Source organism: Microtetraspora sp. NBRC 13810, assembly GCF_030268685.1.
Taxonomy (GTDB): domain Bacteria; phylum Actinomycetota; class Actinomycetes; order Streptosporangiales; family Streptosporangiaceae; genus BSRQ01.
Genome location: NZ_BSRQ01000015.1, coordinates 36860 through 50361, shown reverse-complemented (window position 1 = coordinate 50361; position 13502 = coordinate 36860). Strand labels below are relative to the sequence as shown.

At 73.2% G+C, this 13502-nt stretch carries 14 protein-coding genes; 3 read left to right on the top strand and 11 right to left on the bottom strand.

Annotated features, from left to right (window positions below):
* Nucleotides 1–29: 29 nt before the first annotated feature.
* The gene (locus QSK26_RS26950) at nt 30–3074 is read right to left on the bottom strand and encodes an ATP-binding protein (protein WP_285778054.1); all 3045 of its coding nucleotides are present in this window, start codon (nt 3072–3074) and stop codon (nt 30–32) included.
* Between the two features lie 115 nt (nt 3075–3189).
* Nucleotides 3190–5130, bottom strand: a complete 1941-nt coding sequence (locus QSK26_RS26945; protein ID WP_285778053.1) for a hypothetical protein — start codon at nt 5128–5130, stop codon at nt 3190–3192.
* A gap of 239 nt (nt 5131–5369) precedes the next feature.
* Here QSK26_RS26945 and QSK26_RS26940 point away from each other — a divergent pair, with 239 nt between their 5' ends.
* The 3 genes from QSK26_RS26940 (at nt 5370) to QSK26_RS26930 (ending at nt 7800) form a co-directional block, all read left to right on the top strand.
* Complete coding sequence (locus QSK26_RS26940; RefSeq protein ID WP_285778052.1) at nt 5370–5966, top strand: hypothetical protein; 597 nt, start codon at nt 5370–5372, stop codon at nt 5964–5966.
* A complete protein-coding gene (locus QSK26_RS26935) occupies nt 5963–6676 on the top strand; it encodes a hypothetical protein (RefSeq protein ID WP_285778051.1) in 714 nt (237 codons plus the stop codon). The genes QSK26_RS26940 and QSK26_RS26935 overlap by 4 nt, the downstream gene beginning before the upstream one ends.
* An 80-nt stretch (nt 6677–6756) precedes the next feature.
* A complete protein-coding gene (locus tag QSK26_RS26930) occupies nt 6757–7800 on the top strand; it encodes a hypothetical protein (protein WP_285778050.1) in 1044 nt (347 codons plus the stop codon).
* On the opposite strand, the gene QSK26_RS26925 is transcribed toward QSK26_RS26930, so the two are convergent.
* From QSK26_RS26925 to QSK26_RS26890, 9 genes are all read right to left on the bottom strand, one after another.
* The gene (locus tag QSK26_RS26925; protein ID WP_285778049.1) at nt 7784–9001 is read right to left on the bottom strand and encodes a hypothetical protein; all 1218 of its coding nucleotides are present in this window, start codon (nt 8999–9001) and stop codon (nt 7784–7786) included. The two genes, QSK26_RS26930 and QSK26_RS26925, sit on opposite strands and share 17 nt — an antisense overlap.
* A gap of 211 nt (nt 9002–9212) precedes the next feature.
* On the bottom strand, nt 9213–9518 hold the full coding sequence (locus QSK26_RS26920; protein ID WP_285778048.1) for a DUF1416 domain-containing protein: 306 nt from the start codon (nt 9516–9518) through the stop codon (nt 9213–9215).
* Nucleotides 9518–10357, bottom strand: a complete 840-nt coding sequence (locus QSK26_RS26915) for a sulfurtransferase (RefSeq protein WP_285778047.1) — start codon at nt 10355–10357, stop codon at nt 9518–9520. The genes QSK26_RS26920 and QSK26_RS26915 overlap by 1 nt, the downstream gene beginning before the upstream one ends.
* A 14-nt stretch (nt 10358–10371) precedes the next feature.
* Nucleotides 10372–10773, bottom strand: coding sequence for a DUF4395 domain-containing protein (locus QSK26_RS26910; protein ID WP_285778046.1), 402 nt, complete (start codon nt 10771–10773; stop codon nt 10372–10374).
* Nucleotides 10774–10830: 57 nt separating this feature from the next.
* Nucleotides 10831–10914 (bottom strand): putative leader peptide, encoded by an 84-nt coding sequence (locus tag QSK26_RS41890; protein WP_352244406.1) that lies wholly within the window; start codon nt 10912–10914, stop codon nt 10831–10833.
* A gap of 84 nt (nt 10915–10998) precedes the next feature.
* On the bottom strand, nt 10999–11364 hold the full coding sequence (locus QSK26_RS26905) for a TlpA family protein disulfide reductase (protein WP_285778208.1): 366 nt from the start codon (nt 11362–11364) through the stop codon (nt 10999–11001).
* Between the two features lie 87 nt (nt 11365–11451).
* Nucleotides 11452–12264, bottom strand: coding sequence for an anti-sigma factor family protein (locus QSK26_RS26900; RefSeq protein WP_285778207.1), 813 nt, complete (start codon nt 12262–12264; stop codon nt 11452–11454).
* Nucleotides 12265–12266: 2 nt separating this feature from the next.
* The gene (locus tag QSK26_RS26895) at nt 12267–12830 is read right to left on the bottom strand and encodes a sigma-70 family RNA polymerase sigma factor (RefSeq protein WP_502888751.1); all 564 of its coding nucleotides are present in this window, start codon (nt 12828–12830) and stop codon (nt 12267–12269) included.
* Nucleotides 12811–13494: an LmeA family phospholipid-binding protein gene (locus QSK26_RS26890; protein ID WP_285778044.1), complete on the bottom strand. Its 684-nt coding sequence runs from the start codon at nt 13492–13494 to the stop codon at nt 12811–12813. The genes QSK26_RS26895 and QSK26_RS26890 overlap by 20 nt, the downstream gene beginning before the upstream one ends.
* Between the last annotated feature and the right edge of the window lie 8 nt (nt 13495–13502).

The window sequence follows — 13502 nt, the reverse complement described above, 5'->3', positions numbered from 1 at the left end:
CATACCGCCCATGGCAGGAAGATCGCCGGTCACTCGGCGAACGAGATCTCGGCCTCGCTCCCCTCGTCGAAGGGCAGCACGAACCGGCGCGGCCAGGACAGCACGGCCTCCAGCCAGCCGGCCGCCATGGTCTGCGCCACGTGCCTGAGCCGGTCACGCGGTTCGACGCCGACGGCGACCGTGTCGATGTCGCGGCCGATCACCTCGTGCTCGTCGTCGCCCAGGATGGCCCGCCAGGCGAGCGCCCGGTTGCGGTCCATCTCCATCGACAGCGGGTGGTGGCGCAGCGCCTTGGCCCGGTGGCCGAGCAGTTCGGCTCCCCGGCCGCCGTCGCCGGGCCCGCCGCTCGGCTGCGACCGGCCGTAGGAGTCGGCGCCGAACAGCGGGTACTCCATCGGCGGGGCGGGCGAGCGCAGGTCGGGGGCCGGGTGGCCGTAGGGGAAGAGCCGGTCCACCTCGTGCAGCCAGCGCAGTTGCGGGATGACCCAGGACTGGCCGGGCCGCTCGCCGGTCTCCTTGGCCGCGTCCGACGGGCCGAGCAGCCGGGTCGCGGTGGCCGCCACCCGCTCGATGAGCAGCGACGGGTCGTACAGCGTGCGCAGGGACCAGGCGCGGCGGGCGACGCTGCGTTCCACCAGCGTGGCGAGCAGGCACTCGCGGCGCCGGACGGGCAGCGCGGCCCAGTCCGCGGCGAGCGTCCGCGGCACGCCGGGCAGCGGGCGGTTGGTGCAGAAGGCCAGCACGAGCGTGTCGGTCCACAGCCGCAGCCAGGCCCATTCGGGCGCGTCGGCGAGCAGGTCGGCCTCGCGCAGCTCGACGAGCGTGCACGCCTTGCCCTCGCCGCACTGGGCGCCGCAGGCGGGCGAGCGGCGGCCGCTGATCGGCGGCGTCGGACCGGTCGTGGCGCGCTCCCGGTCCTCGCCCAGCGGGACCCGGACCCGCAGCGGCCGGTCCATGCCGTCGGCGAAGACGGCGGCGGTGCCCGGCCGCAGTGAGACGACCTGGCGGGACTGCTCCTCGCTGAGGTTCATCGCCGCGCCGACCAGCCGCCTGTCGTCCTCGGCGGGCAGCCGGTGCACGACCTTCAGCGCGGTGTTCTTGACCACGTCGGAGACGAGCTTGGTGGGGATCTGCTCGGCCACGACGATGCCCTCGCCGTACGCGCGGATCTCGGCGAGCATCCCGGCGAGCAGTTCGACGGCGTGCGTGCTGGCCCGGCCCTCGCCGCGGTCGCGGAGCAGGCGGTGGGCCTCCTCGATGACGATGACGTGCCGCAGGCCGGAGGTGCGCTCCTGGCGGGCGCGCATCCGCAGGTGCTCGACGACGCGGATGATGAGCGTGCCCATGAGGAACGCCTTGTCCTCGTCGTTGGCGACGTCCTCGATCGCGAGCACGACGTTGCGGCGCAGCAGGCCGCCGATGTCGGCGGGGTGACCGCCCTCGAAGAACCGCCCGGCCGAGCCGACCCGCAGGCTGCGCAGCCGCAGCCGGATGAACCCCTCGACGTCGGCCTGCACCTCCCGGCCGTAGCCGATCTCGTGGATGACGTCCATCGCGTGCTGCTGCAACTGCTCCAGGGTCGGTACGGCGGGCCGCACCGCCGCCCCGGGGATGCCGCCGCCGGTGACGACGTCCCAGCCGTTGGCCTCGTAGACCCGCTGCAACGCCAGCGACATGATCTGCGGGAACGGCTCCTCGGCGTCGAAGGCGGCCATGAACAGCGCCCGCACCATGTCGATGTGCGCCTGCACCGGATAGCCCGGCTCGGGCGCCAGCGGGTTGACGCTGAACGGCACGTCGCCCGGCGCGGACGGGTTGATCACGGTCAGCGGGGCGAGGTGCTCCACCCGGCCGGCCATCGCCGCGTACTCCGACTTGGCGGGCTCGATGGCGAGCCACGGGATGCCCTTCGCGGTGAGCTGTTCGAGCAGGTGCCGCACGGTCTGCGACTTGCCGGAACCGGTGGCCCCGGTGATGAACGCGTGCCGGTTGAGCGTGGCGAGCGGCACCCGGAACGCGCCGACCGCCCGGTCCTGGCCGTCGACGATCGCGCCCAGGTCGATCAGCGCCTCCTCCGGCACCCTGCCGTCGGCCTCGCTGGTCACGTCGAAGAACCCGGAGTCGAGCACCCGCACGCCCGGCACCTCCCTGCGGGGCAGCCCGGCCAGCGCGGCCAGCGCCCCGGCGGTCGCCGCGAACGGCGCGGCGGCCCCGTCGGCCGGGTCCTGCACGGTCGCCGACAGCGCCTCCGCGAGCGTGTGACCGGTCTGCACGGCGCTGCGCAGCCGGTAGGGGTGCTGGCTCATCTCGACCGAGCCGACCAGCACCGGCGCCACCTGGCGGAGTTCCTCCGGTCCCGCCGCGCCGGCCAGCACCCGGACGTTCCACAGCCCGGCCTCGCGGAAGGCGTCGAGCTCCTGCATGCGCCGCTCGGCCCGCTCGGCGTCGAACCTGCTGCGCTCGGAGGCGTCGCCGTACTGCCGGAGCACGTTGAGCTGGGTGCGCAGGTGGGTGATCTCGGCGTCGAGCAGGTCGGTCGGCTCGGCCACCACCAGCCAGGCGAACGGCCGGGACATCAGGGTGACCAGGGTGGACTCGAAGAGGGTGGGCAGCTTGACCTCGTCCGGATCCGGTTCGCGGCGTCCGCCGAGCGGCGGCGCCTGACGGCCGGGGCACACCGTCCAGTGCAGGTCGGCGAGGTCGCGCAGCCACTCGTCGCCGATCTGCACGCCCCTGGCGCCGCCGGGGAAGAGCAGCGGCTGCGGCCCGTCGGGCGGCGGTTCCGCGGGCAGGTCCGCCGCGCGCCGGGGCGACCGCGGCGGGGTCAGCGGCCCGGCGTTGGTGACCAGTTCGAGCGGCGTCCCCGAGCCGCGGGACAGCCAGCCGATGACGAACGGCCGCCTGAGCTGCGCGGCCGAGAGCACGGCGGGCAGCACGGTGACGAAGTCCCATTCCGCCGACGAGCTCCGTGACGGCGCCGCGATCGCCTGCACGCGGTACCAGGGACCGCTGAGCACGTGCGTCGGCGGTCCGGGGAACGGCGAGGGCGCGCGGGTGAGTCCCGACGGCGACATGCTGGGCTGCATTTGACTCCCGCGTTCTGGCAAAGGGGCCTACTCCTACGCTGGGCAGCCGAGCAAGCGCCCACAGCCGCATTGACCATTCATTGCAACGTTCATGACCGGATCGTCAGCGGCGCCTGCGCCAGTCGAGCCGGGCGGGCGGCGGCCCCAGGTTCGGCGGCACCGGATCGGGCTCGATCTCGATCTCCGGTTCCGCCTCCTGCTCGGGGATCCGGAGCAGCGCCTCCCTGATGTCCTCCAGCTCCCCCAGCGTGGTCTTGGGGAAGGTCAGGATCGCCGGGTTGGCGTCGGCCAGCCGCACCCGCCTGCCCTCCGCGGTGGCGTCGGTGACGATGACCGAGGTGGTGGGGAGCTGCTGGAGCTGGTGCGGCTCGACCAGGAACTCCCGGGAGCGGTGGAGCACCCGCTCGGTCTCGCCCATCGCCTTGGACGCCGCGCGACCCCACTCGGTGGACTCGGTGATGTCCTCCTTGAGCCCGGCGGGCGGCGTCTCCGGCGTCTCCTCGGCGTCGTCGGTGTTGCCCACCGTGGAGATGTAGGCGCCGTCGATGCCGTCCACCGCCGCGCTGATCGTCTCGGTGAGCTGGGCGAGCTCCAGCCGGTGCTCGGTGCCCACGTGCTCGCTCGCCACCCTGGCGTCCTCGGCGTTGCCCAGGCGCATGAACGCCACCGCGGCGTGCCCCCGGCCGAGCCGCTCCCGCACGGTCGGGGTGAGGCTGCGGTAGGTCAGCACCAGGCCGGTCCTGGAGGTCTCGCAGGCGTCCATCAGCCGGTCGAGCACGTCGCCCCTGAGCTTCTCCGCGCCGGCGACGATGATCGTGTGGTACCAGGGCCGCTCGGAGGCGGGCGACTGGCGCAGGATGTGGGTGAGCGCGGTCGCGACGTAGGTGCCGAGCACCCGGTTGCCGAAGACGCCGGCCTGGCGGTCCATGCTCACCACGCGCAGCCGGGCGGGCGGCAGCCGTACGGCTTCGCTGCCCAGGGTCTCCAGTTTGCGGAGCTGCGACTCCAGCGCCCACGCCCGCTCGATGACCACCCGGTCGCTGACCCCGCGGCCGAACAGCGTGCCGATCCGCTCCAGCTGGTCCGCGGTGATCAGCCCGTAGCGCAGGTCGTCGCGCGGGTCGCCCACCTGGGCCAGCGCCCGCAGCGCGGCGGTCACCTGGTTGATCGTCGCGTTCTCGCCGAGGACCTCCAGGACCCGTTCCAGGATCGCGTTGTCGAAGGAGAGGTCCCTGCTGGTGCGGTGCTCCTCGCTGACGCTGACCACGTGCGCGAGCACGTCGGCGAACGCCTCGGCGCTGAGCGTCGCGCCGAGGTCGAGCCGGGGCAGGTCCACCGGCAGCACCCACACCAGCGGGTCGTCGCCGCCGCGGGTGGCCAGTTCGATGAGGTCCTTGGCGATCGCGCCCTCGGACAGGTCGAGCACGGTCAGGTGGCCGCCGCTGTAGAGCCTGGTCGCGCCGATCAGCGTGACCAGCGCCGACCAGCCGGGCAGCGTGCCGCCGGCGACGTCGATCCGGTCGATCTCGTCCGGCACCGCCACCGCGTACCAGGAGACCTGCCGGTCGAAGCGGTCCTTCCTCTCCTGCCACTCGCGGTAGCGCCGGGCGTGTTCCTCCTGCGCGCGGAACAGCTCCTTGTCGCGCTCGGCCCGCGCCCGGTCGTGCCTGGCCTGCTGCTCGCGCGCCCGGTGCCGGACCGCCTTGTGCCCCTGGTGGATGGCGTAGGTGCAGATCACCGCCACACCGCCGGCGGCCACCAGCCCGATCGCCGCGAAGGACCAGCTCATCAGCTCGGTCACGCCCAGGCCGAAGATCAGCAGCGCGAGGAGCGCCATGAACGTCCGGAAGATCTTCACCGGCCGGTTGAGCAGGTCTTCCCGCATCCGCTCCCTGCGGACCCACTCGGCGTCGAGGGCCTCTGGCTCGGGGGCCTCGCCGGGTGAGGGCCGCTTGGGCGGCGGCCCCGGGTCGCGGTGCAGCAGGACGTATTGCCAGCCCAGGTAGATCCGGTCCGCCTGGAGCTGCGCATGCTCGGGATGCACGTCCGCCACGGGACCTCCGGCCGCCATCGTCGCCTCCGGGACAGCGTATAAAGCAGCCCATCCCTTTGGGGCAGGGTTCCCTCCAAAGGGATGGAATTCCCGGCGATCATGGTAACGTACGGTGCCTTTGTGCCCGATGTGACTAAAGAGGCATGTGAGGCACCGATGAACTGGGACAGCCTCACCCATTAGCATCCATTCCTATGACGTCTCCCCCCGGCGGAAGGAAACGGCCGGTCATGGTTCCGGTGTTCGCCGTCCTCCTCGCCGCGGGAGTGGGGACCACGGTGGCGCTCGGCGGGTTCGACGAGACGCCGTACCGGCCCGGACGGCTCGGTGAGGGGTCGATCCTGGAACAGGGACAGTTCCGTACCAGGATCCTGGGTGCCAGGCTCGTCGTCACCCCGCCGCACGGCCGCCCCGCCGTACCGGAACGCATCCTGGAGATCGACTTCGAGGTCACCAACCTCGGCGCCCGCACCCAGCGGGTCGGCAGCCCGCCCGGCCCCGGTCCGGCCCGCCCTGCCAAGCCGTCCGCCGCCGGGGCCACGTTCGCCGCGTCGGTGCTCCGGATCACCCCGCCGCTCGCGGTCACGTACGCCCCGCAGGGCCTGGTGCTCGGCGACGGCGCCGAGAGCGCGCAACTCCACCCGGGGATCACCGGCAGGGTCGTCCTCCGCTACGAACTCGCCGCCGAACCGCCGGCCAGGCTCGTCCTCGCGATGGGCGGGCACGAGTACGCCGCCGGGCACGGCTGGCGACCGGCCGCGCGGCCCGGCCGCACACCGGAGACACTGGCCGAGGTGACCCTTCCGGTCCGCCGGGAGGCGGCATGACCCGCGCCTCCGGACCACCGGACGACGACACACCCGTCACCCCCTCACCGAACACCCGCGGCACCGCCCCCGGCATCGCTCCTAGTGTCGCTCCCGGTGTCGCTCCCGGTGTCGCGGAGGTTCCGCGTAGGCCCGGTCTTCCGGCCCGGGTGGGCGGGGCGGTGCTGGGCCTCGTACTCGCCGCCGCGGCGGTGGCGGCGCAGTACGTCGCGCCCGCCGGGCGGCCGGGCGACGGCGTGCCCACCTTCACCGGCGGCGTCGGCGGCGAGGTGTCCGCGGGCGGCTTCTCCGTCCGGGTCGGCTCGGTGACCGCCGCGCGCTCGCTCACCGTGCGCGACGCCGGGGGCGGCGAACGGCGGATCGGCACCGACCACCTCTTCCTCGTCGTCCGGGCGGCGGCGACCGTGCCGAAGCGGCCGGTACGCCTGGAGGGCCTGCTCCGGGCCGGGAACGGCTCGCAGTATGACCAGACGGACAAGGTGAGCGACCTTCTCACCCTGCGCCGCGCCTACGTCCAGCCGGGCTGGTGGACCGAGGGCGTCCTCGTCTTCGAGGTACCCCGGGCCGCCCTGACCGGATCGAAGGTCATCATCGGGATCCCGGACGACGACAGCACACCGCGTGCCGGGATCGATCTGAACCTCGGGCGGAGGGCGGCCGACGATCTCGCCGCCGAGGCCGGAGAAACATATCGCCTGGGTGAAAGCTGACGCGTATGGACCAGCAAGGCCCCGCCGAACCCCAAGACCGCGACTGGTTCGCCCCCCGTGTGCCGAGAAGACCCCCGCACATGGGCGTCTGGCAGGCGAGGCGCCCGCTGCCACCCCTCCGTCCCCGGCCGCGAGGTCCGAGGCGCATCTGGCCGGACGAACTCGTCTGGCCGCTCCCCCCGCCCCCGGCCGACGCCGAGGAAAGCTCCACCCAGCCCTTCCCCGCCATCACCGACGACACCCCACCCCCTCCCCGCACCGCCACCCCCAACCCGGCCGAACCCGACGCGACCGCGCTCCCGGCGGGCGAGCAGCCCACGCCCGGCGGCCGCGCCGAGGCGGTGTCCCTCCGCGAGCAGGCCCCCGCATCCGGCGGCCCGGCGACGTTCCCGGCCGGTGAGCGCGCCGTCCCACCCGGTGGACGCGCGGAGGGGGGCGCGCGGAGGAGCGGGCCGCCGCTGCCGCGCCGGGTGCCCCTGCGGGATCGGGTCCGCGCCGCGGAGGAGAGGGCGGCGGCCGAGGCCGTTCCGCCGCCGGCCCGCAAGGGCGGGAGCCGGCTGCGGATCATGCTGGCGACGGTGCTCGCGGCCGTGGCCTTCGGGACGCCGGCCGTGGACGGCTATCTCCTCTACCGGGACTACGAGACGCCCGACCGGCTGCACCCGGTGCCCGCCGGGCAGGCATTCACCTTCGAGCACGTCTCCTGGCGGGCGGAGGTGGACCCGGCGGACGACGTGCCCGGCCTGCCGCCCGCCGGGCCCGGCCGTACCTGGTTGAAGAGCACGGTGACCAGGACGGCGGTGGACGCTGAGGGCGCGGTGCCGCACGAGGCGCCCGTGTTCGAGATGCGCGACGACCGGGGCCGGGCGTGGACGGCCGAGGTCGTCGGCGACGACGCCCCGGCGGACGGTACGGCGGGCGCGGTGGGCGTCGGCTACCGGTACGAGCTGGTCAGCCTGGTGCCGGCGGCGGTCGCGGACGAGGTCGAACTCCATCTCGCCCCCGGCGCGCCGCGCACCGCCGTCATGCACGCGGGAATGGGAAGCCCGGGGGGCCCAAGGGGCCTGGAGGGCCTGGGGGAATCGTCTCGCGCGGTCGCCGACGTGCTCAGGTTCGAGCGGTGACGGGCTCGTCGTCACCGGGCCTGGCGAACGCCCTGGCCCGGGTGGCGGCGAGGTCGAGGGCGGCGGCGAGCAGGCAGACGGTGAGCGCGGTGAGCAGCAGCTCGCCGAGCAGCGCCAGCGGCCGGTCGTACACCAGGTGCAGTGGGCCCTCCTGCGGGCCGATCAGCTGGCGGGCGCCGCGCTCCGCGTACCCGACGCCGGCCCGGAGCGCCACGAAGCACAGGCAGAACATGCCGAACAGCGGCGCCCCGCCGCGCACGACGAGCCGCAGCGCGCGGAGCACCGGGAGGCAGCGCCCGCGCGGCCCCCGCGTCAGGCCGCCGTCGGGGTCGGCCGTGGACCCGCCGCGGCGGCGGGAGCCCGCGCCGAGGACCAGCGCGCCCACGACCAGCCACATCAGCGGGAGTAGGACCGCCTGGGTCGCGTAGGGCAGGAGCTCGCCCGCCCACGTGCGGAACGGCCCGGACAGCACGCCCTCGTACCGCGTCACCAGGTCCCCGGCCCACGCCACGACGGCCCGCCGCTCCAGCCAGGCCGAGCCGAGGGCCGCGGCGACCGCGAGAAGCCCGAAGAAGGCGAAGCACACCTCGCCGAGCGCGGCCAACGAGCCCGCGACGCGCCCCTGCCGCCTGCCATACCACCATCCGCAGGCCGTCCTGACCAGCAGTCCGATCACCGCGACGCCCAGCGTGACCCGCACGTCCAGCCCGGCCGGCCAGTCGGCCGCGTCGCCGCCCGCCACTCCGTGCAGGGCGGCGAGCCGGGCGAGTTCGCGGGCGTCGTCCCCGGTGAGTCCCCAGGTCAGGTAGAGGAGGGCGAACGCGGGGGCGGCCCGGTCCACCGCGACGAGGAGCCGCTCGTCCGGCCCGGCTCCGATACGACGGGCGCGGAACTCCGCCAGGCCGCCGCGCAGCGCGTGCAGCATGCCGGCCGTGGCGACCAGGTGCGCGACCACGACCAGGGTGAGGACGGTGATCGTGACGACCCGGCCCGGCTCGCCCGCAGGCGCCTCGACGCCGAGGTACAGCAGGGCGGATGTGGCCGCCTGGCCCGCCGAGAACCACCCGGCCACGCCCACGCCACGGGTGCCCAGCAGCCGGAACGCGTGCAGTGGCAGCAAGAACGCGGACGGCGCGGCCCGCCCCGGGCGCTGCGGCTCGGCAGGGCGGGGAGCGGCCAGCAAGCCAGACGTTCCAGACATCGCGGGAATCGTACCGATCCGCGCCCCGCCGTGCGGGCCACTCCCCGGATCGTGCCGCCCGCCCCCGCGGCCCCGGGCCGGAGACGCGGCCCCGGGCCGGAGACGCAGCCCCGGGCCGGAGACGCAGCCCCGGGCCGGAGACGCGGCAGGGCCGGCGCACCGAGATGCGCCGGCCCTGTCGCGGACGTGCCGAGGTCGTGACCGCCTGAGGTCAGACGGTGACCTGGAGCTGGGAGACCTCACCCAGCCTGGCCTCGACGGCGATGTCCTTGGTGACGCCGCCGCCGGCGATGATGCGGACGGTCCAGTCGCCGGGCGCGGCGAAGAAGCGGAAGATGCCCTCGTCGGACACCACGACCTCACCGGTGAACTCGCCGGAACCGTCGAGCAGGCGGGCGTAGGCGGTGGTGGCACCGGTCACGACGCCCTGGATCACGGCCTGGGTGGAAAGATCGATGCCGGCCGGCAGCGCGACCGTCTGCTCCGGTGCGGCGCAACCCTGTGTGGTGCTGCTCATCAGCGGGCCTCCCCCAACTCGATCGGCACGCCCACGAGCGAGCCGTACTCGGTCCACGAACCGTCGTAGTTCTTGACGTTGTCCTGCTCCAGGATCTCGTGCAGGACGAACCAGGTGTGCGCCGAGCGCTCACCGATGCGGCAGTAGGCGATGGTGTCCTTGCCGAAGTCGACGCCGGCCTCGGTGTAGAGCTGCTTCAGCTCGTCGTCGGACTTGAAGGTGCCGTCGTCGTTGGCGGCCTTGGACCAGGGGATGTTCCGGGCGGTGGGCACGTGGCCGCCGCGCTGCGCCTGCTCCTGCGGGAGGTGGGCGGGGGCGAGCAGCTTGCCGGTGAACTCGTCGGGCGAGCGGACGTCGACCAGGTTGAGCTTGCCGATCGCGGCGAGCACGTCGTCGCGGAGCGCGCGGATCTTGGAGTCCTGCTCCGTGGCGGTGTAGCTGGTCTTGGCGCGCTGCGCGGTCTCGGTGACCAGCTCGCGGGAGTCGAGCTCCCACTTCTTGCGGCCACCGTCGAGCAGCTTGACGTCCTGGTGGCCGTAGAGCTTGAAGTACCAGTAGGCGTAGGCGGCGAACCAGTTGTTGTTGCCGCCGTAGAGCACCACGGTGTCGTCGTTGCCGATGCCGCGGTCGGAGAGCAGGGCCTCGAAGCCGGCCTTGTCCACGAAGTCACGACGAACCGGGTCCTGGAGGTCGCTCCTCCAGTCGATCTTCACGGCGCCACGGATGTGGCCCTTGTCATAGGCGCTGGTGTCCTCGTCGACCTCGACGATGACGACACCAGGGGTGTCGAGGTTGTTCTCGACCCACTCAGCGTCCACCAGTGCGGCGGAACGGCTCATTGGAATCCTCCGGTTTATCGGAATGCGGCGGGCAGGAGACGGCGAACGATCAGGTACATCTCGCAGCCCAGGCAGAAGCCGAAGGCCGCGTTGAGAAAGGCGGCTAGTAGAGCGGCGGCCGTCGCGGCGAGCGCGAGCGGCACGATCTGCGCGATAAACCCGACCAGTCCCACGATGGCGAACACGAGCCCGACCCCCTGCGCGAAGCGCGGCGGGGCGGCGTCCTCCAGCTCGGCCGGCGGGCTCTTGACGAGCAGCCGGAAGAGCGGCCGGTAAGGCGAGACTCCCGCGGCTCCCAGGGCGAACAGGACGGCCTGCACAGCCAGCAACCAGCCACTGCCGGTCACCAGGACGACTGCCAGGATCGCCGTCGTGATCATCGCGGAAAAGCGCGGAACTCGGGGATCGACCTGCATCGCGGGATCTCCTGAAAGGGTGTCGACGGGGCGGCGAGCAGCCGCACGAAATCGCCCTCAGGAAAAACGACAGAGCGCGGTGGCGACGCGGCAGAAATCGACCGCCCGCCGCTTCGTCAGCAACTCTGTCGTTGGATTCACGGTCAAGAGGTTACCCGTCGCCCCGGCGTCTGTCACATCCCGTCCGGTTTATGAGATACAAGCTTTTCTCTCCGTTGCACCGCTTCACGGGCCGACCGCCTCTCCCAGGGCGGCGATCACGTCGGCCTTGCGGGGCAGCCCGGCGGCTCGCCTGACCACGCCCCCCGACGCGTCGAGCACGAGCACGGTCGGGGTGCGGGTGACGTCGAGCGCGCGGACCAGGTCGAGCCGGGACTCCGCGTCGATCTCGACGTGCGCGACCCCGTCCACCATGCCCGCGACGTCGGAGAGCACCCGCCGGGTGGCCCGGCACGGCTGGCAGAACGCGGTGGAGAACTGCACGAGCGTCGCCCGCTCGCCCAGTTCGCCGCCGAGGTCGGCGGCGGTCAGCGTCTGCCGCGCCCCCCGGCGCAGGTCACCGTCGCGGCGCAGCCGTACCACCCCGATCATCGTGCCGAGCAGCAGCGTGCCCAGGAGAATCCACCAGCCGGTCATCGCATCGTGCAACCTCTCCCTGGCCGGAAAGCTTCCCGCGTCTCAGGCCCTGACCTTGATCGACAGGAGGACGTCGCCGTTGGAGGTGACGACGTCGAACCTGTCGATCGCCCCCGGGGCGAAGCCGGTGCTGCCGGTGAACCTTTCGTACCCGGCCGTGGACACCCGCCAACTGCCCGCCGCGTCCCGCGAGCCGTCGTGGGCGACCGCGATCAGGCTGCAGTGTGTGCCGCCGGGGACTCCGGAGAGCGCGATCTGCACGGCGCTTCCCGACGTCCGGGCGAAGAGCTTGAGGTGCGCCCTGACCTCGCCGTTCTTCTGCTGGACGTCGACGTCGGCCTTCGCGGCCGTGGCCTCGTCCTTGGGGACGGCCTCGGCCGGCGGCCCGGTGCGCGACCGCTGGCCGGAGGGCCCGGTCGCGACCAGCGGCTCCCCGAACTCCTGCCCGGCCCGCCTGTCCTGCGCCGGCGGGGACGCCGTGAAGGATGCCGACGCGGGCGCCGCGGCCTGGCTGTCGACCCCGCCCGAGCCGGTGAGCCCCGCCCTGACGACCACGCCGCCCAGCACGGCCAGCCCGGCGACCGATGCCGCGACCAGGAACAGCCTGGCCCTGCGCCGGCGCCTGGCCTTGGCGCTCAGCAGCCGGTCCAGCACGGCGTGCGGCGGGCTGCCCGCGTGCGCGATGTCCTGCTCCGACACCTTCGCCAGGAAGGCCGACACCCCGGCGAGCTCCTCGTACTCCGCCCGGCACTCGGCGCAGTCCGCGAGATGGGCCTCGACCAGGGCCGCCTCGTCACGGTCCAGCGCGCCCAGCGCGTGGACGCCCAGTGACATCCTGACCTCTTCACACGACATGTTCACGGCGCCAGCCCTCGCTCCTCGAGTGCCAGCTTGAGCGCCCGGAGGGCGTAGTAGGTGCGGGACTTGACGGTGCCGGGCGGAATGCCGAGCTCTTCGGCCGCCTCCTTCACCGACCTGCCCCGGTAGTAGACCTCCATCAGCACCTCGCGGTGCTCGGGCCGCAGCGAGGACAGCGCGTCCGCGACCGCCCACGACTCGACGGCGCGTTCCAGGTCGTCGGCCGCGGGGAGGACGGCGAGCGCCTCGTCCCCGGTCTCCTGGGGGCGCGCCCGGCGCGCCCGGTGGTGGTCGACGACGAGATTGCGGGCCACCGTGAACAGCCACGCGCGCACCGTACGGCCGGAGAGCGCGTCAGGGTGCCGCCAGGCCCGCAGCAGCGTCTCCTGCACGACATCCTCCGCTCGTCCCGGATCACCGGTCAATCGCAACACGTAACCGTAGAGTGGCCCGGCGTGGTCGTCGAAAAGGGCTCGGACGAGCTGCTCATCAGCGGTTCCGGCTGGGCTCACATCTCCATGACGTACGGCGGAGCTGTCCGGTTCATCCCCGAAGAGGGACATCGGTGGCCTCACCCGTCACCTGGAGGCCCTCGGGGGTGTTCTTCACCTCGGTGAGCTTCAGGTCGAGCGGGAGGTTCTCGATCGGGATGGTGTACGTGAGGGATCTGGTCGTCTCTGCGGGGACCGGGATGCCGCCGGCCAGGGTGACGTTCCGCGGCGTGAGCCGTACCCCGCCGTCCAGCACCTCGATGCGCACGCCGGCCTCGACCGGCACGCGGACGCCGCGCACGCTGATCTCGCCGGAAACCTTGAGCCCGTCGCCGTCGCCTTCGAGGTTCACGCCCTCGGGCGCGCGTCGTTCGATGGTCTCCAGCGGGACGACCACGGCTCCGGTCACCCGCTCGGCCGTGATCTGCGCCTGGGCGGAGTTCTGGATGAGGTCGGACAGCGGGGCGCTCACGCCGTACAGGGTGGCGTGCACGCCGGCGAGCTGGATGCCTTCGAGGGACATCGGGCCCATGTCCACCTGGATCTCGTCATAACGGCCGGAGATCGCCTGGGTGAGGAAGGGGATGCCGTCGATGCGCACCTCGGGCTCGGCGTCGAGGTCGTAGCGCGCGGCGACCTGCCGGGCGATCTCACTCTGGACCCCGGCGACGGCGACCCTGTCCAGGACGACGAGGAGGACGACCAGCAGGATCAGAAAAACGATCAGCTTCCGCATCGCACTCC